The sequence below is a fragment of the Glutamicibacter sp. PAEs-4 genome, assembly GCF_051161755.1.
Classification (GTDB): Bacteria; Actinomycetota; Actinomycetes; order Actinomycetales; family Micrococcaceae; genus Glutamicibacter; species Glutamicibacter nicotianae.
In genome coordinates, this window is the sequence record NZ_CP195017.1 from 613,772 (window position 1) to 635,043 (window position 21,272).

The 21,272-nt window shown below is 64.4% G+C and carries 20 protein-coding genes; 15 read left to right on the top strand and 5 right to left on the bottom strand.

Annotation, left to right across the window (positions count from 1 at the left end):
* Both ACR9WD_RS02940 and ACR9WD_RS02945 read left to right on the top strand, forming a co-directional pair.
* A complete protein-coding gene (locus tag ACR9WD_RS02940; protein ID WP_073706503.1) occupies positions 1–417 on the top strand; it encodes a hypothetical protein in 417 nt (138 codons plus the stop codon).
* A gap of 106 nt (positions 418–523) precedes the next feature.
* Positions 524–2,053 (top strand): APC family permease, encoded by a 1,530-nt coding sequence (locus ACR9WD_RS02945; protein WP_434922663.1) that lies wholly within the window; start codon positions 524–526, stop codon positions 2,051–2,053.
* Positions 2,054–2,111: 58 nt separating this feature from the next.
* Here the strand turns inward: ACR9WD_RS02945 and ACR9WD_RS02950 are convergent, their stop codons facing one another.
* The gene (locus tag ACR9WD_RS02950) at positions 2,112–3,647 is read right to left on the bottom strand and encodes a PucR family transcriptional regulator (protein ID WP_434922664.1); all 1,536 of its coding nucleotides are present in this window, start codon (positions 3,645–3,647) and stop codon (positions 2,112–2,114) included.
* 81 nt (positions 3,648–3,728) lie between these two features.
* On the opposite strand from ACR9WD_RS02950, the gene ACR9WD_RS02955 reads away from it, so the two are divergent.
* From ACR9WD_RS02955 to ACR9WD_RS02965, 3 genes are all read left to right on the top strand, one after another.
* Positions 3,729–5,087: an aminotransferase class III-fold pyridoxal phosphate-dependent enzyme gene (locus ACR9WD_RS02955; RefSeq protein WP_190264583.1), complete on the top strand. Its 1,359-nt coding sequence runs from the start codon at positions 3,729–3,731 to the stop codon at positions 5,085–5,087.
* Positions 5,088–5,293: 206 nt separating this feature from the next.
* Positions 5,294–6,283 (top strand): agmatinase, encoded by a 990-nt coding sequence (gene speB, locus ACR9WD_RS02960; RefSeq protein ID WP_434922665.1) that lies wholly within the window; start codon positions 5,294–5,296, stop codon positions 6,281–6,283.
* Positions 6,280–7,923 carry a thiamine pyrophosphate-binding protein gene (locus ACR9WD_RS02965; RefSeq protein ID WP_434922666.1) on the top strand — a complete coding sequence of 548 codons (1,644 nt, stop codon included), beginning with the start codon at positions 6,280–6,282 and terminating at the stop codon, positions 7,921–7,923. The genes speB and ACR9WD_RS02965 overlap by 4 nt, the downstream gene beginning before the upstream one ends.
* Positions 7,924–8,017: 94 nt before the next feature.
* On the opposite strand, the gene ACR9WD_RS02970 is transcribed toward ACR9WD_RS02965, so the two are convergent.
* Positions 8,018–8,230: a hypothetical protein gene (locus tag ACR9WD_RS02970; protein ID WP_143181038.1), complete on the bottom strand. Its 213-nt coding sequence runs from the start codon at positions 8,228–8,230 to the stop codon at positions 8,018–8,020.
* 76 nt (positions 8,231–8,306) lie between these two features.
* Positions 8,307–9,167, bottom strand: a complete 861-nt coding sequence (locus tag ACR9WD_RS02975; RefSeq protein WP_121867752.1) for an inositol monophosphatase family protein — start codon at positions 9,165–9,167, stop codon at positions 8,307–8,309.
* 101 nt (positions 9,168–9,268) lie between these two features.
* Here ACR9WD_RS02975 and ACR9WD_RS02980 point away from each other — a divergent pair, with 101 nt between their 5' ends.
* From ACR9WD_RS02980 to ACR9WD_RS03010, 7 genes are all read left to right on the top strand, one after another.
* The gene (locus ACR9WD_RS02980; protein ID WP_149596359.1) at positions 9,269–9,799 is read left to right on the top strand and encodes a MarR family winged helix-turn-helix transcriptional regulator; all 531 of its coding nucleotides are present in this window, start codon (positions 9,269–9,271) and stop codon (positions 9,797–9,799) included.
* A 4-nt stretch (positions 9,800–9,803) separates the two neighbouring features.
* On the top strand, positions 9,804–11,351 hold the full coding sequence (locus ACR9WD_RS02985; protein WP_038990016.1) for an MFS transporter: 1,548 nt from the start codon (positions 9,804–9,806) through the stop codon (positions 11,349–11,351).
* 46 nt (positions 11,352–11,397) lie between these two features.
* Positions 11,398–12,117 carry a GntR family transcriptional regulator gene (locus tag ACR9WD_RS02990; RefSeq protein WP_158024664.1) on the top strand — a complete coding sequence of 240 codons (720 nt, stop codon included), beginning with the start codon at positions 11,398–11,400 and terminating at the stop codon, positions 12,115–12,117.
* A gap of 151 nt (positions 12,118–12,268) precedes the next feature.
* Positions 12,269–13,414, top strand: a complete 1,146-nt coding sequence (locus ACR9WD_RS02995; protein WP_434922667.1) for a CaiB/BaiF CoA transferase family protein — start codon at positions 12,269–12,271, stop codon at positions 13,412–13,414.
* Positions 13,415–13,441: 27 nt separating this feature from the next.
* Positions 13,442–14,620: an acyl-CoA dehydrogenase family protein gene (locus ACR9WD_RS03000; RefSeq protein WP_434922668.1), complete on the top strand. Its 1,179-nt coding sequence runs from the start codon at positions 13,442–13,444 to the stop codon at positions 14,618–14,620.
* A gap of 33 nt (positions 14,621–14,653) precedes the next feature.
* Complete coding sequence (locus ACR9WD_RS03005; protein WP_434922669.1) at positions 14,654–16,111, top strand: aldehyde dehydrogenase family protein; 1,458 nt, start codon at positions 14,654–14,656, stop codon at positions 16,109–16,111.
* Between the two features lie 37 nt (positions 16,112–16,148).
* Positions 16,149–17,006: a 3-hydroxyacyl-CoA dehydrogenase family protein gene (locus tag ACR9WD_RS03010; protein ID WP_285675522.1), complete on the top strand. Its 858-nt coding sequence runs from the start codon at positions 16,149–16,151 to the stop codon at positions 17,004–17,006.
* Between the two features lie 84 nt (positions 17,007–17,090).
* On the opposite strand, the gene ACR9WD_RS03015 is transcribed toward ACR9WD_RS03010, so the two are convergent.
* Positions 17,091–17,525, bottom strand: coding sequence for a pyridoxamine 5'-phosphate oxidase family protein (locus tag ACR9WD_RS03015; protein ID WP_038990011.1), 435 nt, complete (start codon positions 17,523–17,525; stop codon positions 17,091–17,093).
* Between the two features lie 96 nt (positions 17,526–17,621).
* Here ACR9WD_RS03015 and ACR9WD_RS03020 point away from each other — a divergent pair, with 96 nt between their 5' ends.
* The 3 genes from ACR9WD_RS03020 to ACR9WD_RS03030 all read left to right on the top strand — a co-directional run bounded on the left by ACR9WD_RS03020 (position 17,622) and on the right by ACR9WD_RS03030 (position 20,095).
* A complete protein-coding gene (locus tag ACR9WD_RS03020; RefSeq protein WP_073706513.1) occupies positions 17,622–18,707 on the top strand; it encodes an App1 family protein in 1,086 nt (361 codons plus the stop codon).
* 2 nt (positions 18,708–18,709) lie between these two features.
* Positions 18,710–19,177 (top strand): acyl-CoA thioesterase, encoded by a 468-nt coding sequence (locus tag ACR9WD_RS03025; protein WP_038990009.1) that lies wholly within the window; start codon positions 18,710–18,712, stop codon positions 19,175–19,177.
* Between the two features lie 63 nt (positions 19,178–19,240).
* Positions 19,241–20,095, top strand: coding sequence for a siderophore-interacting protein (locus tag ACR9WD_RS03030; RefSeq protein ID WP_052253557.1), 855 nt, complete (start codon positions 19,241–19,243; stop codon positions 20,093–20,095).
* 327 nt (positions 20,096–20,422) lie between these two features.
* Here ACR9WD_RS03030 and ACR9WD_RS03035 read toward each other — a convergent pair whose 3' ends face one another.
* Complete coding sequence (locus ACR9WD_RS03035) at positions 20,423–21,268, bottom strand: DNA-3-methyladenine glycosylase family protein (RefSeq protein ID WP_434922670.1); 846 nt, start codon at positions 21,266–21,268, stop codon at positions 20,423–20,425.
* Positions 21,269–21,272 lie beyond the last annotated feature (4 nt).

The following is a 21,272-nucleotide window of genomic DNA, read 5'->3' on the forward strand; positions in this document are numbered from 1 at the left end:
GTGAAGACAGGCGAACCAACCGCGACGCAGGACCAGCTGCGCAGCATCAGCTGGTGGGCTTCGGTGCTTTTCGGCGTTCTTGTCGGCACCACCTTGACCTGGATCCGCACCCAGCGCAATTTCTTCTTCCTCGGCGCCGTGATTCTCGCTGTTGTCATCGTGACCATCGGCGTGCGGACAATTCGCCGGCGTGCCCGTTTCCCGCAGATGGCGCAGGCGCGCACCTCCTGGACCTATGCGCTGTGGACCGCCATCCTGCTCATCCTGGCCGGCCCGATCCAGCTGGTGTACGTGGCCGATGACCTTTCCGAGTTGACCATCAAGTCATTGGTGATGTCCGCGGGCTTCGCATTGGGCATCCATGAGGTCGATCGGGCGCTGGTGAATGCCAGCAAGAAGGGCTCTGAGGCGGCCTGAGCTCCCGGTTTGGATGAAATGGCCTGAAATGTAGTCAAAACATCCAATACGTTGTGGCGTGTTTGCGCATAGTGTGATCCTGATCATCTTTCCAGGAGGGAATGCCATGGCAGGAAACACCGCAAAGAACCACTCCGCAGAACCAAGACTCAAGAAGGTCCTGGGCCGCTGGGACGCCTTGGCCATAGGTGTTGGCGCGATGATCGGCTTTGGCTGGGTCGTGCTTACCGGCGACTGGATCACCACCGCCGGTCCGATAGGAGCCGCGCTGGCCATGCTGGTCGGCGGCGCGATCATGGCGGTCGTGGGCCTGACCTACGCCGAATTGGTTGCCGCCATGCCGAAAGCTGGAGGCGAGCACAACTATCTGCTGCGCGCCATGGGCGCCCGCTGGTCCTTTGCCGGTTCGTGGGCGATCGTCGGTGGCTATATCACGATCGTGGCTTTCGAAGCAGTGGCCCTGCCCAAATCCGTGCTCTACCTCTTCCCGGATCTTTCGCACATCAAATTATGGGAAATCGCCGGTTCCGAGGTCTACCTGACCTGGGCTCTGGTCGGTGTAGCCGGGGCGGTGGCGATCACCTGGATCAACATCCGCGGCATCAAGACCGCCGGTGTGGTGCAGACCTTCGTGGTGATCTTCCTCTTTGTCATCGGCGCCATGCTGCTTGCCGGTGCATTCAGCGGCGGCCAGAGCACGAACATGGAACCGTTCTTCGAGAACGGGGTTGCCGGCTTCTTCGGCGTGATGATCGTGGTGCCGTTCATGTTCGTCGGCTTCGACGTGATCCCGCAATCCGCCGAGGAATGCGACATCGCCCCGCGGAAAATCGGCAAGTACGTGGTGGTTTCGGTGCTCATCGCCACCGCCTGGTACGTGGGGATCATCCTGGCCACCTCCTCGGGAATGGGCGCTTCCGCACTCGCCGGATCCGAGCTGGCCACGGCTGACGCGATGGGGGCGCTGTTCAATTCCGGGATCATGGCCAAGGTGCTGATCGCCGGCGGCATCGCCGGGATCCTCACGTCGTGGAATTCCCTGCTGATGGGTGCGTCGCGGCTGATGTACGCGATGGCCAGCTCGGGAATGCTGCCGCGCTGGTTCGCCTACCTGCATCCGAAGTACCGCACCCCGAGCCACGCGCTGCTCTTCATTGGCGGGCTGTCGGTGCTGGCTCCATTCTTCGGCTCCGCCATGCTCGGCTGGCTGGTGGATTCCGGCTCGCCATCGATCGTGATTGCCTACCTGCTCGTGGGCGTGGCCTTCCTGATCCTGCGCCAGCGCGAACCGCAGATGCCGCGCCCGCTGCGCGTGGGCGGCGCGGGCAACGGCGGCAAGGTAATCGGCGTGCTGTCGGTGGTGTTCTGCGCCGGGCTGATCTCGCTGTACCTTCCGGGAATGCCGGCGGCCATCGCCTGGCAGCCGTGGCTGCTCTTCGCTGCATGGTGGGTGCTGGGCACGGGCTTCCTGCTACGGGTTCCCCGCGGGGTCGCCCCGGGCGAATTCGCCGAAGACGAGCTGCTGCAGAAGCTGAGCATCCGCCAGCAGGCCAAGCTCGGTGCCACCGGGCCGGATGCAGTGGCGGGGCGCCGCGCCGTTGCGCCGAACCCAAGCTCAACGCGGCTCAAGGGCTGAGGTCCGCTGCACCCGAAGCGCGCCGCGGGATCTGGTACTGCCAGATCCCGCGGCATGCTTATTTCTGCGTCCGGCGAAGTGCCAGCCATAGCGAGGCGGCGGCATCCGGGTCATCAAGGTCGATGCCAAGCACATCCTGCGCCACGCTGATGCGGTGGCGCAGGGAATTGCGGTGGATGCCCAGTTCGCGGGAGGCTTCCTCCCAATGCCCGCGATGGCGCAGATAGGAGGTGACCGCGGAAAGCAGATCGGCGCGCGGGTATTCGGCGAGAGCTGTGACCCAGGTTTCCGCGCTGGCATCGAAGCCCGGGGAGCTGGGGGCCATGGTCCCCACCGGGACAGCATCCAGCGCGTGGCGCAGGGCAGGGAGATTGGCGGAGATCTCGGCCAGGTTCAGCGGGTGGGAGAGCACCGCCCGGACCTCGGGGGCCGGGGAATCGAATGGTTCGCGCGCCATCGGTTCCGTGGTGCTGCCGGCCGGCCGCGCCAGCGGCGCGTCTGTGCCGGGATGTTCCGCTGGTTCGGGGAGGACCAGATAATTTTCGGAGCCATCCTGGTAGTGGAGCTGGCATTCTTCGACCGCGGCGGAGATATCGGGCAACGCCGCTGGACGCTGGAGCGAAGGCAACGCATGCAGTGCGGTCGCGGCATCGGTATTGGCTCCTGCCCGGTACACCAGGATCCGCACGCGGGAAGGCAAACTGTCCAACCCGGCGTCTTCCCCGACCAGGCGCGCCGCCTCGGGTTGGCCATGCAGCAGCAATTTGGCGGTGGCCGCGCTGAGCGCCTGATGCGTGCTGGCGGCCAATTCCCGCTGCCTGGCGCGCAGGGACAGCAGCGTGCACGCGGTCATGATGATCTGCCGGTCGGCCTTGGTCGGCTTGCGGCCTGCGGATACGCCGAGATATCCCTGGATCCTGGTCCCGGAAAGGATAGGGTAGAGCACCACTTCGTGGCCCTGGACCTCGAACGTGGACGCAGCGGGCATGCCGTTGCGCCGGAAACGCATGGATTCATGGCGGAGCTCGTCCAGGAATGCTTCGGCTGACGCCGGGTAGCAGGTCGCCGGGCGGGCATCGACCGAGAGGTAGGCGGCCCAGCCTTTCAGGGCTTCGGCCAAGCCGCGCACTACGGCATTGATGGCATCCGGACGGACCGCGGCCCGCGCCAGCGCAGTCTGGGTGCCCAACGAGCCCATCAGGTTCGACTCCTGGTCGCGTGAGGCCAGGCGCCAGTAAGCCCGTGAAATATTCTGGAATGGGATTTGATCGGGGACGATGCCCAGCTCAATGCCGGCCTGGTCGCAGGCCTCGACGACATGCTCGGGCACGGCGCGCAGCCAGGGACCGAGTCCCAGTCCCAAAGCGAATACCTTCTTGGCCTGCAGCCGGCGCATGTAGGCGCGGGAAGCTTCGGCGCTGGCGGCGAATGGCATGCCGGTGGTCAGCAGCAGCTCGCCGCCATCCAAGTAGGCGGTGGGATCCTCCAGCTCGGAGACATGCACCCCGCTGACCGGCAGGGCCCGGAAGGTTCCGGCAGTAGCGGGGAGGAATTCGGCACCCAATTCCGTGCCGAGCTGCAAAAGGGTAATCATTGGGTAAATTATCCAAGAAAGATGCCAAGTTTGGATGCAATGGCCAATGACGCGTGTCACGCGGATTTCTAGGCTTGAGCCATGACTGAAACCCTTGCCGCCATCGACGCGCCAGCCCTGCCCCAGACCCGCCATCTTGCCACCAGCATTCCCGGCCCCCGCTCAGCTGTGCTCCACGAGCAGCGGGTGCAGCAGGTCAGCAGCGGCTTTGGCATCACCCTGCCGGTCTTCGTCAACCGGGCCGATGGCGGGATCATCGAAGACGTCGATGGCAATCGCCTGATCGACTTCGCTTCGGGAATTGCCGTGACGTCACTGGGTGCTTCCAACCGCCGTGTGGCCGAACGAGTGGCCAAGCAACTGGAGGACTTCACCCATACCTGCTTCATGGTCACGGAATACGAATCCTTCACCCAGGTGTGCAGCTGGTTGAACCAGCACACCCCCGGCGACTTCGAGAAGCGCACGGCGCTGTTCTCCACCGGGGCCGAGGCCGTGGAGAACGCGGTTAAGATTGCCCGTGCCGCCACCGGGCGGGCCAACGTGCTGGTCTTCGACGAGGCCTACCATGGCCGTTCGCTGCTGACCATGGGCATGACCGCCAAGGTCAATCCGTACAAGCTGAACTTCGGCCCGATGCCCGAGCATATTGTGCGCGCCGCTTCGGCGAACCCGTTGCGTCCCGCCGCCGGCGCGGCCACCGTCGAGGCGGTCTTGGCCTCGGTCGAGCAGACCTTGGTGGAGCACGGCCCGCAGACCTTCGCCGCGATGGTCATCGAGCCGATCCAGGGCGAAGGAGGTTTCGTGGTTCCGATGGCCGGATTCATCCCGGGCCTGCGCAAGCTGGCTGACAAGCACGGCATTGTGCTGGTCATCGACGAGATCCAGGCCGGCATGGGGCGCACCGGAAAGCTCTTTGCCTCGGAGCACGAGGGCGTGGCAGGCGATCTGATCCTCACGGCCAAGGCGCTGGCCAACGGAGTGCCGCTGTCTGCGGTGACCGGCCGCAAGGAGCTGATGAATGCCCCGCACGCCGGAGGCCTGGGCGGCACCTATGCCGGAAACCCGCTGGCCTGCGAAGCGGCGCTGGCAGTCTTCGAGCAGTTCGAGGACGGGGCGCTGCTGGAAAATGCCCAGCTCATTGAGCGGGTAGCACGCGAAATCCTTGAACCGCTGGTGCGGCAGACCTCGGTGGTGGCCGAAGTGCGCGGCCGCGGAGCCATGCTGGCTATCGAGTTCGCCGACGCGGGCAGCTTGGCGCCGCGCCCTGATGTGGCCGCCGCAGTGTCCAAGGCCTGCCATGGCGCCGGGGTGCTGACCTTGACCTGCGGCACGCACGGCAACGTGCTGCGCCTGCTGCCGCCGCTGGTGATCGGCGAAGAACTGCTGCGCGATGGATTGGTGGTGCTTGCCCAGCAGATCCGCAGCGCTGCCAGCTGATCTTCTCACTTCTCCTCCCTGGAATCCCAGCGCAAGCCGCAGTCCTTTCCCGGACTGCGGCTTGCGCCCTTTTATGCCCGCATTCTGCCTGGCCCTGTCGTTGGATCTTGACGTGACCTAGCAGACAAAATAGCATAATGGAAAACTGAAGTTTCATATTAGACAACTTGGGCTGTGGTCCTCGTGCGTCTGGGGAGGAAGTTGCGATGAAGGAAATCCGCATCGAGGAAAATGGCCGGCTGGGACCGATCAATGCCGCGGAGATTCCCCGCTATGCAGGGGGCGGCACCTACGCCCGGCTGCCGCGCCTGGACCAGGTGGAGCGGGCCGACATCAAGATCGTTGGCGTGCCTTTCGATACCGGTGTGTCCTACCGTCCCGGCGCCCGCTTCGGCGCCAACCACGTGCGCGAATCCTCGCGCCTGATCCGCCCCTACAACCCGGCCACCGACACCTCGCCCTTTGCGCAGAGCCAGGTGGCTGACGCCGGGGACATGGCGGTCAACCCGTTCAACATCAACGAGGCCATCGAGACCATCGAGCACAACGCGCTGGAGCTGACCAGCGACGGCTCTACCCTGGTCACCGTGGGCGGCGACCATACCATCGCGCTGCCGCTGCTGCGCGCCGCCTCCCAGCGCGCCGGAGCACCGGTGGCGATGCTGCACTTCGACGCGCACCTGGATACCTGGGACACCTACTTCGGCGCCGAATACACCCACGGCACCCCGTTCCGCCGTGCCGTCGAGGAAGGCATCCTGGATACCGAGGCGATCTGCCACGTGGGCACCCGCGGCCCGCTGTACGGCAAGAAGGACCTGGAAGACGACAAGCGCTTCGGCTTCGGCATCGTGACCAGCTCGGATGTCTACTACCAGGGCGTGGGCGAAATCGTGGACAAGCTGCGGGACCGCATCGGCAACCGCCCGCTGTACATCTCGGTGGACATCGACGTGCTGGACCCGGCGCACGCCCCGGGCACCGGCACCCCGGAAGCCGGCGGCATCACCAGCCGCGAGCTGCTTGAAATCCTGCGCGGGCTGCGCTGGCTGAACATCGTCGGCGCCGACATCGTGGAAGTGGCCCCCGCCTACGACCATGCGGAACTGACCGGCGTGGCCGCCAGCCACGTCACCTACGACCTGATCAGCCTGATCAGCGACTTCCGCGCCAGCAAGGGAATGAATGCCTCATGAGCGAGCAACCGCAACGCAACGGCGGCGACCTGGTCATCGAGACCCTCACCGCACTTGGCGCCAAGACCGTGTTCGGGATCCCCGGGCAGCACGCCCTGGGACTGTTCGACGCGCTCTCGCGCTCCAGCCTGGAATTCATCTCCTCGCGCGTCGAGAACAACTCCGCCTTCGCCGCCGACGGCTACTCCCGGGCCACCGGGGAAGTGGGCGTGCTGTTCCTCTCCACCGGCCCCGGGGCGCTGACTTCCCTGGCCGGGCTGCAGGAAGCCTACGCCACCGGTGTGCCGATGGTCGTGGTCGCCAGCCAGATCCCGCTGGACGGGCTGGGCGCCCGCCGCAAGGGCATGCTGCACCAGCTCGATGACCAGAAGGCCTCGGCCGCCAATGTCACCAAGTTCCAGCAGACCGTGCACCATGCCTCCGGCATCCCCTCGGCCATCCAGGACGCCTGGGCCCGGGCCATCACCGTGCCCATGGGGCCGGTCTGGGTCGAGGTGCCGCAGGACGTGCTGCTCGCGCCGGTGATGGTGCCGCCGGTGCAGGACGCCCTGGCCGAAGCCTACGAGCATCCGCCGCGCGAAGAGCTGATCGGCGAAGCCATGCGCCGGCTGGCCGAGGCGAAGCGCCCGGCCATCATCGCCGGCGGCGGCGTGCGCCGGGCCGGCGCGCAGGCCGAGCTGCTGGCCGTGGCCGAAAAGCTGCAGGCCCCGGTGCTGTGCAGCCCCGGCGGCAACGGCGCTTTCCCCTGGGAGCACGAGCTCTCCTTGCAGTCGTGGGTCGAGGACCGCTACGTCTCGGAGGTCATGGAAGAGGCCGACGTGCTGGTGGTCATCGGGTCATCCCTGGGCGAGGTCACGAGCAACTACTTCACCCTGGAACCGCGCGGCAAGATGATCCAGATCGACGCCGAGCCGCGCGTGCTCGAATCCAACACCCCCGCCCTGGGCATCCGAGCCGATGCCCGCGAGGCCCTGAAATTCCTCGATGGGGAAATGCGCAAGACCGGCTTCACCGCCCAGGCCTCGTGGCATGGGAACACCCCGCAGCAGGTGGTGGCCGAGACCCTGGAGAAGGTGCAGGCCCGCCTGGATGCCCAGGACCTGGGCAAGGAGCGGAAGTTCATGGCCGATATCCGGGCCGCCGTCCCGGCAGGGATGCAGACCTTCTGGGACATGACCATTGCCGCCTACTGGGGGTGGAGCTGCTGGGACGCCAAGGACGGCGAATTCCATTCCGCGCAGGGCGCCGGCGGCCTCGGCTTCGGTTTCCCCGCCGCGATCGGCGGAGCCATCGGCTCGAAGCAGCGCGTGCTGGCGGTCAGCGGAGACGGCTCATCGATGTACTCCATCGCCGAGCTGGCCACCGCCAAGCAGCACCATGCACCGGTCACCTGGCTGATCGTCGATGATGGCGGCTACGGCATCCTGCGCGAGTACATGGAGGGAGCCTTCGGCAAGGCCACAGCCACCGAACTGGCGCGGCCCGACTTCGTCGCGCTGGCCCAGTCCTTCGGCATCCCCGCCCGGGCGGTGGAACCGGAAGGCATCGGTGCCGCGCTCGCCGAGGCGCTGGAGGCGGACGGGCCGAACGTCATTGTGGTCCGCACCTTGCTGAAGATGTTCGCGCCCACGCACCTGTAAAGGCATCCGGACACGTCGACGGCCTCGGATCCGCTGCTCTCACGAGCGGTGGGTCCGGGGCCGTGGTGATTGATGGATGGTGAAACGGTGCAGGTCAGTGGGTGAAGTGGAATACCACGCCGAAAAGCACTGTCGAGATGCCCAGGCAAATGCCGATGAGCAGTGGCTCCCAGTCCAGGGACTGGGCTGCCAACATCACTGCGAAGGTAGCGAAAAGCAGAATTGCTCCGATGCCTCCCAGGATCACCCCTCCGCCACCATGGTGCCGCACGGCGGAGTGTGCGGTCCGGTTAATTAGTGGTGCCATGCCGCCATGGTACGTCCGAAACCGGCCAAAGCCGAGGGGTGGGGCCAATAACTTCGATATTGTCTGCTTTGTTGGCTCAGCGGTCGGTGCGCAGCTGGTGGATTTGCTCGGCAGCGGAGGCCAGTGAGGGATAGTCGGCACCTGGCCCCTGGGCGATGAATCCGGGGCAGTGGTGGTCGGCCAGCCCAGGTTGCCCGTAGGACAGGCCGCGGAACGTGCCCTTGGCCATGCGCACCAGATGCGCGCCGGCGGCCACATCCCACACCTTGGTATCGAAACCGATCACGGCATCGCACCAGCCTGCGGCCACATGGGCCAGGGACAACGCGGCGCAGACCTTGCGCCGCACCGTGGCGAAGTCCTGGATCCACTGGCCCAGAAGCTTCAGCGACAGATCTCCGTCCTTGAGCATGGATTCCGCTCCCGGGTAATCGGTCATCAGGTTGGCGCGGGACTGCTCGGGACGGGCACCGGGCTCAAGGACTTGTCCATTGAGGAATGCGGTATCCGAATTGGCACTGAATTCATCGCCGGAGATCGGATCGAGGATTGCGGCGGCAAGCAGTTGGCCATCGATGGCGGCGGCGATCGAGATGCAGAAGAATGCCACGCCGTGGACGAAATTGCTGGTGCCGTCAATCGGATCAACGATCCACTGCACCTTGCCGGGAGCCTGCTGGCCGTACTCGCCGGAGATCCGCTCTTCGCCGAGCACCCAGGAACCGGGGCAGGCCGAGAGCAGCGCGTCGGTGATGATCCGCTGGCTGCGCCGGTCGATGTCGGTGACCAGATCATGCGTGTTGGTTTTGTGTTCGGCGTGCACGGTGCCGCGGAAGGAAGCGCGCAGCAGTTCGGCGGACTGGCGAGCTGCTTCAAGCGCTGCAAGGCGCAGTTCTTCGGCGTTGTTGGTGCGGGCTTGGACTCGCTGATCATTCACGAAGTCCAGCTTACCGCCGGCACGGAACGCCAAAACGTTGACTAAAGCAACTATTCAAACTTACTGTGGTGGAAAGACAATAGATAGGCAGCCAATAGATCGTGGTCAAGTCTCCAGACAGCCATTCGGATTCAGAGCTCAAGAGCCTGCTCGACGAGCTGGCGCGCAGTTCCAGGATCCTACGCGTGTTCTCGCATATGGACCAGACGGATCCCGAGGTTTCCAACGCCTCCCATCATGTGCTCAAGACGCTGAAATCCCGTGAACCCACGCATGCTGCCGACCTTGCCCAGGTCCTCGGCATCGGCACTGCGGCAATGAGCCGGCACCTGGCGGAACTGGAGCAGTCGGGCCTGGTTGACAGGCGGCCCAGCCAAATCGATGCCCGCCGCCATGTGCTTTGGGTGACCGAGGCGGGGTGCGAGCGGCTTGAATTCCGCGACCGATTACGCCTGGAGCGCATGCGCCAGGTCCTTCCCGACTGGGACAGCTCCCGCATGGCCAGTGTTGCCCACGCTTTGGGCGAGTTGAACGATACGATGATCCGCGGTATCCAATCCCAGCGCACCGATCAGTTCGGCACCGAGCAAAACACCACCGGAAACAACGCAGAAAATACCGACCTTGGATAAGAGCATGCCGGAAAAAGACCGTCCTACCGACCTCACCGAGGTGGCCGCGGACCAGCCGCAGATGGACCAGCGCGAGGTGCTCAAATCCATAGCTGGAGTCTTGGCATCCTTCTTCGCCGCGATGCTCGCGGCGACCATCGTGTCCATTGCCCTGCCGACCATCATGGATGTCCTGGGCGGCTCGCAAACCGACTTCAACTGGGTCTTGAGCACCACGCTGCTGGCCAATGCCGCCACCACCCCCATCTGGGGCAAGATGGCAGATCTCTTCGACAAGAAGAAGCTGCTGCAAGCGGGCATCCTGGTGTTCGTGCTCGGCTCGCTGCTGGCCGGGCTTGCCTGGTCGATCCCAGTGCTGCTGTTCGCCAGGGTCATCCAGGGCATCGGCATGGGCGGGCTGACGGCCATGGGCATGGCGGTCATCGGCACGGTCATTCCGCCACGCGAGCGCGGACGCTATTCGGGATACTTCGGCGCGGTCATGGCTGTCTCCACCGCGGCAGGCCCGCTGCTGGGTGGATTCATCGTGGACTCGCCGCTTGGCTGGCGCTGGTGCTTCTTCTTCGGCATTCCGATCAGTTTGCTCTCGATGATCCTGATCCACCGGACCCTGCACCTGAAGCACGTGAAGCGCCCGGTGCATATCGACTGGGTGGGCGCCATCCTGCTGACCACCTCCGTCTCCATCCTGCTGATCTGGGTGTCCTATGTGGGCAAGGATGATTACTTCGGCTGGAATTCGTGGCAGACCTACACCATGGTCTCGACGGTCATCTTGCTGGCCCTCGCACTGCTGCTCGTGGAATCGCGGGTTCCCGAACCGATCATTCCACTGAAGATCATTTGCACCCGGACCACGTCGCTGGCGATCCTCGCCTCGATCTCGATCGGCGTGGGAATGTTCGGCACCGGCGCCTTCATCGGCCAGTACTTCCAGATTGCCCGCGAAGCCACGCCCACCATGGCCGGGCTGATGACCCTGCCGATGATCGCCGGCAACTACTTCGGATCGGTCTTCTCGGGACAGATGATCACCCGCTTCGGCCGGTGGAAAATCTACCTGCTGATCGGTTCAATCCTCAATATCGCCGGCCTCGGCCTGTTGGGAACGATGCACCACGATACCGAATACTGGATCTTGGCCTGCGGCATGTTCCTGAACGGCGTGGGCATGGGGTTCATGCTGCAGAACCTGGTGCTCTCGGTGCAGAACACAGTGAAAGTCACCGATATCGGTGCGGCGAGCTCTTCGGTGGCGTTCTTCCGTTCAGTTGGCGGCTCGGCAGGCGTCGCGGTGCTCGGCGCGCTGCTGTCCCGCAATGTGGCTGACCTCATCACCGAATCCTTGGCGGCCAAGGGGCAGCTTTCCGCGGCACCGGCCACCGAGGATTCGCTGAATCTTTCGGGGATGCCCGATGCGTTGCGGCTGGTGGTCGAAGCCGCCTATGGCGAGGCGACAGGTATCGTCTTCACCGTTTCGGCAGCCGTGGCAGTTATCGCCTTCGTATGCATCGTGCTCATCAAGGAAGTGCCGCTGCGCAAGACGATCTAGCGGGCGTGGCGTTGTCGCGGAGGCGAATCAGGATAAGCTTCAAACCATGAGTAGCATGCAACCGATCCAGCAGAAGGCGTCCCTGACCGAGCAGGTGTCCACGATGATCCGCGCTGCCATCGTTGCCGGCGAGATGGCTCCGGGGGAGCACTACTCAGCCATCGGCATCTCGGAAAAGCTGGGCGTCTCGCGGACTCCGGTGCGCGAGGCCCTGCAGCTGCTGGAAAAAGAGGGCATCGTGACCGTGGCGAAAAACCGCGGGGTGCGCGTCAACCAGATTTCCCTGGACGAGATTGTCGAAGTCTTCCAGCTGCGGCTGGCCATTGAGCCTGCTGCTGCCTCACGTGGCGTGCGGAATGCGACGGAGGATGACATCAAGCAGCTGAAGTCGCTGCACCAACGCATGCTCGAGATCGGTGAAACCGGTGATGGCCGGGCAACGCTGGAAGCGGACAAGGAATTCCACCTCTACCTGCTGGGGCTGGCTGGCAACGCGAAGCTCGACAACGTGGTGGGGGAGTTGCGCAACCTGGTCCTGGCCCACGGGCAGACCACGGTGCCTTTCGCTCGGTCCAGCCAGGATCTTGCCGGGGACCGCGAGGAAATCATGGCAGCGATTCTTGCCAAGGATCCGGATGCCGCCGCCACGGCGGTTCGCGATCACGTCATGCGCACCGCGCAGATGCTGATTAAGTCCGTCTGCTCGCGGACCGAGGGACTGGACGCACAACCGTTCTTGGAGCGGTTGGACGCTTTGATTTCCTAGCATCAAGCCTGAGCGTTCGGCACCAGCTGGAGCCCCATAGGCCGCTAGAGGGCAATGAATTATCTGAAAACCTTGCCAAGGTGATCTGCGCGACATAGAGTTGCATGCAACATGTAACTTATAATTTTGTGGATTGAAGGTGTGGAAGCGAATGAGCCAACCGCTCGAAGGGATCAAGGTCATCGACCTCTCGCGCATCCTGGCCGGACCGCTATGCTCCATGACGTTGGCGGACTTCGGAGCCGACGTCCTCAAGGTGGAAAGCGCTGCCGGGGATGAGACCCGCAGCTGGAAGCCGCCGGTCAACGCCCAGGGCATCAGCACCTACTACTGGTCGGTGAACCGCAATAAGCAGGCAGTAGTCGCCGACTTTGCGGACACGGCACAGCTGCACGCCCTGCGCGAATTGATCCGCGAGGCAGACGTGCTGGTGGAGAATTTCCGTCCCGGTGTCTTGGCAAAATTCGGCTTGGACTACGAGAGCCTGCGCGAACTGAATCCGGCACTGGTCTATTGCTCCATCTCGGGATTCGGCGAAAAGCAGGGTGCGGCACTGCCCGGCTTCGACCTGCTGGTGCAGGCAGTGGGCGGGTTGATGAGCATCACCGGCGAACCGTCGGGGCCGCCGAGCAAGGTGGGCGTGGCCCTGGTGGATGTCCTGGCCGCGCAGAATGCGGTGGCCGGGATCCTGCTGGCCTTGCGCGAACGCGATTCCAGCGGCATCGGCCAGCGGGTGAGCATCAACCTGCTCGGCTCGCTGCTGGCCGGGCTGACCAACCAGTCCAGCAGCACGCTGGCCACCGGAAAATCCCCGGCACGCATGGGCAACGCGCACCCGAGCATCGCCCCCTATGAAACCTTCGCAGCCAGCGATGGCGTCGTGGCGATCGCGGTAGGCAACGACCGCCAGTTCGCCGCCCTGGCCCAGCACCTGGGCCAGCCGGAACTAATCCACGATCCGCGCTTTGGCAGCAACAGCGCACGCGTGGCCCACCGGACCGAACTGAAGGCCATCATCGAAGCGGCCACCGCATCGGCCACGGCCGCGCACTGGGCGGCAGCGCTGATGGCCGCGGGAGTCCCCGCCGGCAAGGTCAACTCCATCGCCGAGGCCATCGACTTCGCCAAGGAGCTCGGCCTGAATCCGGTCGCGCTGATCACCGATCCGGCCACCGGAGAGGTGACCGAGCAGATCGCCAGCCCCATCGGGCTCTCGCGCACCGGAGCCCAATACCGCAGCATCCCGCCGGCCCACGGGGAGCACCAGGAACGTCTTGGCACCTTCGCCAACAGCTAATCGCAAGAACTTTCAAGGAGATACACCATGACCACCATCGAACGCCTGCTGGACCCAGCGGACCTGATCAACTTCGACTCCCTGCTCTCGTCCGAGGAATTGGCGCTGCGAGACACCGTGCGCGGTTTCGTCAACGAGAACATCAAGCCGAATATCGCCAAGTGGTACAACGACGCGGTCTTCCCGCTGGAAATCGTTCCGGAGCTGGCCAAGCTGGGCCTGCTGGGCATGCACCTTCAAGGCTACGGCTGCGCCGGCCGCTCGGCCGTGGAATACGGCATCGCCGGCGCCGAGCTGGAAGCCGGCGATTCGGGGCTGCGCACCTTCGTTTCGGTCCAGGGCTCGCTGGCCATGAGCGCCATCTACAAGCACGGCTCCGAGGAGCAGAAGCAAGAATGGCTGCCGAAGATGGCCGCCGGCGAAGCGATCGGCTGCTTCGGGCTGACCGAACCCACCGCAGGCTCGGACCCATCGAGCATGAAGACCTTCGCCCGCCGCGACGGCGATGACTGGGTGATCAACGGCTCCAAGCGCTGGATCGGCCTGGCCAACGTGGCCCAGGTGGCAGTGATCTGGGCGCAGACCGATGAGGGCATCCGCGGATTCGTCGTTCCCACCAGCACCCCTGGCTTCACCGCCACGCCAATCGAGCAGAAGCTGTCCATGCGCGCCTCGATCCAGTGCGACATCGACATGGTTGATGTGCGCCTGCCAGGAACTGCGGTATTGCCCGAGGTCAAGGGACTGAAGGGGCCTTTCTCCTGCCTAAACGAAGCCCGCTACGGCATCCTGTGGGGTTCCATGGGCGCCGCCCGCGACGCTTTCGAGGCCGCCTTGGCCTACTCGCAGGAACGCCTGCAGTTCGACAAGCCGCTGGCCGGATACCAGATGACCCAGCAGAAGCTGGTGGACATGGCCCTGGAAATCAACAAGGGCTTCCTGCTCGCCCTGCACATCGGCCGGTTGAAGGACGCCGGGAACCTGGATCTGCACATGATCTCGGTCGGCAAGCTGAACAACTGCCGCGAAGCCATCGCGATCTGCCGTGAAGCCCGCACCATCCTGGGCGGCAACGGCATCACCCTGGACTACTCGCCGCTGCGCCACGCCAACAACCTGGAGTCGGTGCGCACCTACGAGGGCACCGACGAGGTGCACACCCTGATCCTGGGCAACAAGCTCACCGGCGTGCCGGCCTTCCGCTAAGCCGCGAAGCCACAGTAGACGGGAAAGAAACCAATGGAACTTTCGACAACAGTTGCCACCCTGGAGCACTGCATCAACGGTGCCTGGGTTCCCGGAGACGGCGGGCGCATCGGCTCGACGGCCGCCGCAGACCAATCCAGCATCCTCGCCGAGGGCACCGCAGCCAGCACGGGCCAGGTGGCGGCCGCCTTTGATGCCGCCCGCACGGCGCAGAAGTCCTGGGCCGCCACCCCGATGGCAGCCCGCGGGGCGATCTTGGCCAAGGCCGCCGGCTACCTGACGGAGCATGCCGAGGACTTCGGCGCGGAACTGGCCGCCGAGGAGGGCAAGACCCGGGCCGAAGGCATTGGCGAAGTGCTGCGCGCAGCGCAGATCCTCACCTACTATTCCAGCGAATCCGAACGCGCTGCCGGCACCGTCTTCCAATCCCCGCGCGCCGGGGAGCAGATCCTGGTGACGCATAAGCCGCTGGGGGTGATCGGGGTGATCACGCCCTTCAACTTCCCCATCGGGATTCCTGCGTGGAAGATCGCCCCGGCGCTGGTCTTCGGCAACACCGTGGTGTTCAAGCCGGCCAGCCTGGTGCCGCTGCTGGCCATGCGCCTGGTGCAGGCCCTGGAACATGGAGGGCTGCCCGCCGGCGTACTCAACCTGGTCATCGGACCCGGAGCGCTGGGCGATGCCTTCATCGCCAATGAGCAGCTGGACGGGCTGACCTTCACCGGATCCACCGGGGTGGGCCGCAAGCTCTGCGCCGCGGGGGCAGCGCGCGGGATTCCGGTGCAGGCGGAAATGGGCGGCAAGAACGCATCGGTGGTGCTGGCCGACGCCGACCTGGACCTGGCCAGCGAGCAGGTGCTCTTCGGGGCGTTCCGCTCCACCGGGCAGAAGTGCACGGCCACCAGCCGGTTGATCCTCGATCAGGCCATTGCCGATGAGTTCCTGGCCAAGCTCACCGGGCGGCTCGCGCAGTGGGTGACCGGGGATCCACTGGATCCGTCGGTGCACATGGGTCCGCTGGTGGATGCCAAGTCGGCCACCTCGGCAGCCCAGGGGATCGAACGATCGCTGGAACAGGGCGCGACACTGAATTATCGCGGGCAGGCCCCGGACACTGGCAGCTTCCTGGCCCCGACCATCCTGGAGCTCCCTGACGGGGAAGCGGGGCGGGCCAATTGCGCATGGCAGGAAGAATTCTTCGCACCGATCCTGGCGGTGCTCCGGGTCAACGGGTGGCAGGAAGCCTTCGAAGCCGCGGAAGACTCGGAATTCGGCTTGAGCTTGGCGCTGTTCACCTCGAATCTCGCGCTGGCTCTGGAAGCGCAACAAACTCTCGACGTGGGAATTTTGCATGTAAATTCGGAGTCAGCAGGCGCCGACCCGCATGTGCCTTTCGGCGGTGCGAAGGCTTCTGGCTACGGACCGAAAGAGCAGGGAGCGGCAGCTCGCGAGTTCTACACGCACACCACGACGACCTACCTGCGCGGCTGAAGGGTGCCGGGCGGGACTGCAAAGAGAGTAATGATCAATGACGATTGAACGTATTTTGGTGATTGGCGCCGGCACCATGGGCCGGCAGATTGCGATGAGCTGCGCGTTGGGCGGATACAGCACAGTGCTGCAGGACATCTCTGCCGACGCGCTGGACGCCGCCCGTGCCGAACTGGAATCCTGGGCTGCCGGGCGCGTGGCCAAGGGCAAGCTGGATCAGGCCACAGCCGATGCGGCGCTGGGACGCCTGGGCCAGGACACCGATCTGGTCCTGGGCGCGTCCACAGCGGACCTGGTCATCGAGGCCGCGGTAGAGCGCTTGGACATCAAGGAGCAGATCTTCGCGCAGCTCGGCGAGCATGCACCGGCCCACGCCATCCTTGCAACGAACTCCTCGACGCTGCCGTCCTCGAAGGTGGCCGAGGCCAGCGGCCGTCCGGAGCAGGTGTGCAATATGCATTTCTTCAATCCGGCATTGGTGATGAAGTGTGTCGAGGTGGTTCGCAATGCGCAGACCAGCGACGCCACCATCGAGGCCGTCACCGAGGTGGCCAACCGGCTCGGAAAGAACCCGGTGCTGGTGAACAAGGAGATCCCAGGGTTCATCGCCAACCGCATGATGGGCGCGATCAACGCCGAGGCGCTGAACCTGGCGCACGCTGGAATCGCCAGCATCGAGGATATCGACACCACCGCGAAGACCGCGCTGGGCCACCCCATGGGTCCGTTCGAGCTGATGGACATGGTGGGCCTGGACGTCATCGATTTCATTGCCCAAGCGACCTACGCCGAAACCGGCGATGCGGCCGATCAGCCGCACCCGCTGATCACCGAAAAAGTTGCAGCCGGCAAGCTCGGGCGCAAGAGCGGGGAAGGGTTCTACCCTTACTCCTGAGCACGGCCCAGGCTGGAAACGCCGCTGCCTGCCCGATCAGCATCGGGTGGGCAGCGGCGTTTTCCGTGCGGTTCTCCGGGGGAGCTATTCAGCGACCTCTGGCTGCTCGCCCAGCTGGAAATGCCGTCCGGAGATGGAATCGACATTGACCCGGATCCAGAAATCCTTCTGGGTCGGGATCCATGGAGAGACGCCGCTTTCGCGCGCCTCCTTGATATCCGCTTCATGCTCCAGCACCTCGGCGCTGCCGTGCACGACCACCGACCACGCCTCATCGGAAAGGATGCCGTCGGCTTCGAAGGCGATCTTTTCATTGATCGACATGGCCGCCAGCTTGTTTCCGGGCGCAGTGCGCAGGAACAATTTGCCGTTGTGCACCCCGTAGTTCACCGGGACGATATCGATCAACCCTGCAACCGAGGTCGCCACGCGTCCGTGGGAGGTGTGCGAGAGCAGCTGCCACGATTGGTCCTCATCCAAGACCAGGACCGGACTGTTCATTTCGTGTTCGAATTTCATAGCACCAGTTTTCTACTCTTTGTAGAAAAGCGCAAGGGCCTGAGACACAAGTTCTCGTTTTCCCCTGCGTGGGCGTCGGCATGAAAGACTGGAGCCATGAGTCATATTTCGGCTGATGGCGATGCACGGCATGTAGCGTCGCGAATTGAAGACGGAGTGCATCGGTGGCGCGCGCGGCGCGCCCTGGCCAATGGCCATCAAGCGGTCATCCTGCCCTATGTGGGATATGGCTCCACCGGACCGAACGGCGGCTGGATCCGAGTCTTCGCCCGCGTGGTCCTGGCCAAGCCGGGCGCCTTCGAGGACGGGCAGCACAAGGCCCAGGTGATTGCCGATGGCATTCGCGGCTTCCGCAACTTCATTTCCCCGATCCTCCCCGGCGGCAAGGTCAGCATCGACGTGGGCGACCACCGCTTCGAGGTGCAGGCCGATCGCGGCGGTGTCATCGATGTGAAGCTGATGGTCGACCTGCCTGCCGGCTGGAACGAGATCCGCCTCCAGGCCCATGACGGCGATGACGCGCAGGCAAAGATTCTCGTGATCGACCAGGCGCAGAAGTTTGGCGTGATCAGCGACGTGGATGACACGGTCGTGGTCACCGCGCTGCCGCGACCGCTGCTGGCGGCCTGGAACTCCTTCGTGCTCTCGGAGCATGCCCGCGTGGCGACCCCCGGGATGGCGGTAATGCTCCAGACGGTGTTGCATGAGCATCCGGGATCTCCGACCATCTACCTGTCCACCGGCGCCTGGAATGTCGCGCAGACCCTGCAGCGCTTCATGTCGCGCAACCTGTTCCCCAAGGGGCCGCTGCTGCTGACCGATTGGGGACCGACCGACCGTTCCTGGTTCCGCAGCGGAATGCAGCACAAGGTCGACCAGCTGCGCCGGCTGGCCGAGGAATTCCCGCATATTTCGTGGGTGCTCGTTGGCGATGACGGCCAGCATGATCCGGCCATCTATGCGGAGTTCGCGCGCCGCTACCCGGAACTGGTCCGGGCGATCGTGATCCGCCAACTGACCCCTTCCGAAGCGGTGCTGGCCGGCGGGCGCTCGCATGAACTGCGCCGGACCACTCCCGGGGTGCGCTGGGTCTACGAGCCGGACGGAGCACGCATCCTGCGGGAACTGGCCAAGCTGGGGATCGTGGGCAACGACAGCACGAACCTGTTGAAGGAAGATTAGCCATGGATGGAACCACCCTGCGGGTGCAGGTGCCGATGCGCTGGGGCGACATGGATGCCTACGGCCATGTCAATAACGTCAACCTGATCCGGCTGATGGAAGAAGCGCGCATCGCCGGCTTCGGCGTGCCCGGCGGCACCGGGGCGCCAGGCGCCCAGCCGCAGGCCGACATCTTCTCGGCGGTGCCGGTCGGAACCCAGATCCTCGTTGTCGAGCATCGGGTGCGCTACTCCCGTCCGCTGGAATACCGCAACGTGCCGGTCAACGTCGATCTGTGGGTTGCCAATATCAAGCCTGCGAGCTTCGACATCTGCTACGAATTCCGCGACCCGGTGGAAGACCACCTGTGCGTCAAAGCGGCCACGACCCTGGCCTATTTCGACCCGGCGACCTCGCGCGTGCAGCGCCTGAGCCCCGAGGAACGGGCAGGGCTCAGCGCATATGAAGGGCCCTCGACCTTCCCGAAGTAAGCACTTGGGCTCCTGTCAATTAGGATTGATCTATCTACCCTTATTAAGACAGGAAGTGATGTTGTGTCCCAGCCCGCTGGTGGTCGCCCGCAAACTGGAGGTCGCCCCGCGCGCCCTCAGGTCCTCCTGCAGGTCCTCAAGCGTGAGAGCATCGCACCGCATCTGGTGCGGCTCACCCTTGGTGGCCCAGGCATCTCAAATTTCGTCGACAAGCCGGTCACTGATCGCTACGTGAAATTCCTGTTCGCCAAGCCCGAGCTGGGACTCGAGCTGCCCTACGACATGGAGGCGCTGCGCGAGCAGCTGGCTCCCGAGGACATGCCGGTTCGCCGCACCTACACCGTGCGCCGCAGCGACATGGAGGCGGGCACCATCGAGGTCGACTTCGTGGTCCACGGCGATGAGGGCCTGGCAGGCCCGTGGGCGCGAGATGCGCAGATCGGCTCGTCCATCTGCTTCTCGGGCCCGGGCGGCATGTTCGTCCCCAAGGAAGAATTCGATTTCCACTTCTTCGCCGGAGACGAAACCGCCATCCCCGCCATCGCCGCATCCCTGGAATCCATGTCCCCGCAGATGAAGGGCCTGGTGGTCATCGAGGTCGCCGACGAGGCCGATGAAATGCAGCTGCAGGCTCCGGCCGGCATGGAGATCCGCTGGATCCACCGCAATGGGCAGTTCACCCCTGAAAGCACCATCCTCGAGTCGGTGATCCGCGAGATCCCGTGGCCCGAGGGCCGCGTGCAGGTCTTCGCCCACGGTGAGCGCGAAGTGATGAAGAAGCTGCGCCACTTCTTCTATGACGAGCATGGAGTAGACCGCCGCGACATGTCGCTATCCGCCTACTGGGCCTACGGCCGCGCCGAAGACGCGTTCCAGGCCGAGAAGCGCACGGACATCGGCAAGATTTTCGCCGATTAGCCTGAGTGCCGTCACCTGATTCGCAGAAGTTAGATCGACCTAAGAAACTATTTGAAAAATTACGCAAAAAGGTATTGACGTTATTGCCGGTTCTTAGGTTATGCTTATTCCAGAGCTTCTCCCGTGTGTGGTCGGGAGAAGCGTCAAGCTTGACCGATATTTATCGGCTAGCTCACTGCATGCCGGGGCTGCTCACCTCGGAGCAGTGAGGGGCGTAGCCGGCTTGAATTAGGGGAATGGAGAATCGGAGGACTTGCTCAGTCGGCCGATTCGTCGAAAAGGGAGCTTATCAAGATTGCACACCTTGATAAGCTCCCTTTCTCGTCCCTAGGGATTTGCTGCATCAAAAGACCACAGCAGTAGGGTCGCCAGATAGCCAGCGCCCCGAGGCGGGGGTGCGACGACCGCACCGCCATCGCGAAGCTTCCCCAGGGCTCGGCGGACGACCAGATCCGAATCGAGGAAAATCTCCGGATCCCGCAATCCGCGCAGCGCCATGTAATTGCGCGTCCATGGGCCCACCCCGCGCAGCGCCTGGAGCTGATCCAGGAATGCCGGTGCGTCGCCAAGCAGGAATTGCCCGCTGAGCTCGAACCATTCGGCCACCGATTGCAGTGTCACCGCCCGCGAAAGCGGGCAGCGTATGATCTGCTGCAATTCTGCAGGCGTGCAGGCGGCCGTTGCGGCAGCCGAGGGGAAGGCCCGAAGGCCTGAGGTGTGCGGCTGGCCCAAGGCATCGACGTAGCGTCCACCCAAGGTCCGTGCCGCCGCCAGGGACACCTGTTGCCCGATGACAGTGGTCGCCAGGGCCTCGAAAGGATCCGGGTAGCTGATCAGCCGCAGGTGGGGGAAGGCCATGGCCAGCGGCTGGTAGCCCGGCAGGGCACCAAGCGCCGCATAGGCCGCACTGGTGTCCTGCTGCAGCCCCAGCCAATGGTTGATGATCCCGGTCAGCCGGGCAACGGATTCCGGCGGGGCGTCATGGGTGAGCGATACGCCGAAGGCATCCAGCCTCAGGGAAATTTCTACCAGGTGTCCCTGCACCTGCAGGATGCGCTGGACCTGGGCCGCGGCGGGGTCCAGCCGCTCCTGGGCTGGCAGCGAATGCAATGCCAGCACCGCCAGCGCGTGGCTGGCATCCAGTGTTCCCGTCGCAGGCAGGCGCAGTTCCATTTGT

What these genes read in the sequence shown, in the direction of transcription:
- ACR9WD_RS02945 (WP_434922663.1), top strand. Translation starts at nt 524, where the DNA reads ATGGCAGGAAACACCGCAAAGAACCACTCCGCAGAACCAAGACTCAAG.
- ACR9WD_RS02950 (WP_434922664.1), bottom strand. Translation starts at nt 3,647, where the DNA reads ATGATTACCCTTTTGCAGCTCGGCACGGAATTGGGTGCCGAATTCCTC.
- ACR9WD_RS02955 (WP_190264583.1), top strand. Translation starts at nt 3,729, where the DNA reads ATGACTGAAACCCTTGCCGCCATCGACGCGCCAGCCCTGCCCCAGACC.
- speB (WP_434922665.1), top strand. Translation starts at nt 5,294, where the DNA reads ATGAAGGAAATCCGCATCGAGGAAAATGGCCGGCTGGGACCGATCAAT.
- ACR9WD_RS02965 (WP_434922666.1), top strand. Translation starts at nt 6,280, where the DNA reads ATGAGCGAGCAACCGCAACGCAACGGCGGCGACCTGGTCATCGAGACC.
- ACR9WD_RS02970 (WP_143181038.1), bottom strand. Translation starts at nt 8,230, where the DNA reads ATGGCACCACTAATTAACCGGACCGCACACTCCGCCGTGCGGCACCAT.
- ACR9WD_RS02985 (WP_038990016.1), top strand. Translation starts at nt 9,804, where the DNA reads ATGCCGGAAAAAGACCGTCCTACCGACCTCACCGAGGTGGCCGCGGAC.
- ACR9WD_RS02990 (WP_158024664.1), top strand. Translation starts at nt 11,398, where the DNA reads ATGAGTAGCATGCAACCGATCCAGCAGAAGGCGTCCCTGACCGAGCAG.
- ACR9WD_RS02995 (WP_434922667.1), top strand. Translation starts at nt 12,269, where the DNA reads ATGAGCCAACCGCTCGAAGGGATCAAGGTCATCGACCTCTCGCGCATC.
- ACR9WD_RS03000 (WP_434922668.1), top strand. Translation starts at nt 13,442, where the DNA reads ATGACCACCATCGAACGCCTGCTGGACCCAGCGGACCTGATCAACTTC.
- ACR9WD_RS03005 (WP_434922669.1), top strand. Translation starts at nt 14,654, where the DNA reads ATGGAACTTTCGACAACAGTTGCCACCCTGGAGCACTGCATCAACGGT.
- ACR9WD_RS03010 (WP_285675522.1), top strand. Translation starts at nt 16,149, where the DNA reads ATGACGATTGAACGTATTTTGGTGATTGGCGCCGGCACCATGGGCCGG.
- ACR9WD_RS03015 (WP_038990011.1), bottom strand. Translation starts at nt 17,525, where the DNA reads ATGAAATTCGAACACGAAATGAACAGTCCGGTCCTGGTCTTGGATGAG.
- ACR9WD_RS03020 (WP_073706513.1), top strand. Translation starts at nt 17,622, where the DNA reads ATGAGTCATATTTCGGCTGATGGCGATGCACGGCATGTAGCGTCGCGA.
- ACR9WD_RS03025 (WP_038990009.1), top strand. Translation starts at nt 18,710, where the DNA reads ATGGATGGAACCACCCTGCGGGTGCAGGTGCCGATGCGCTGGGGCGAC.
- ACR9WD_RS03035 (WP_434922670.1), bottom strand. Translation starts at nt 21,268, where the DNA reads ATGGAACTGCGCCTGCCTGCGACGGGAACACTGGATGCCAGCCACGCG.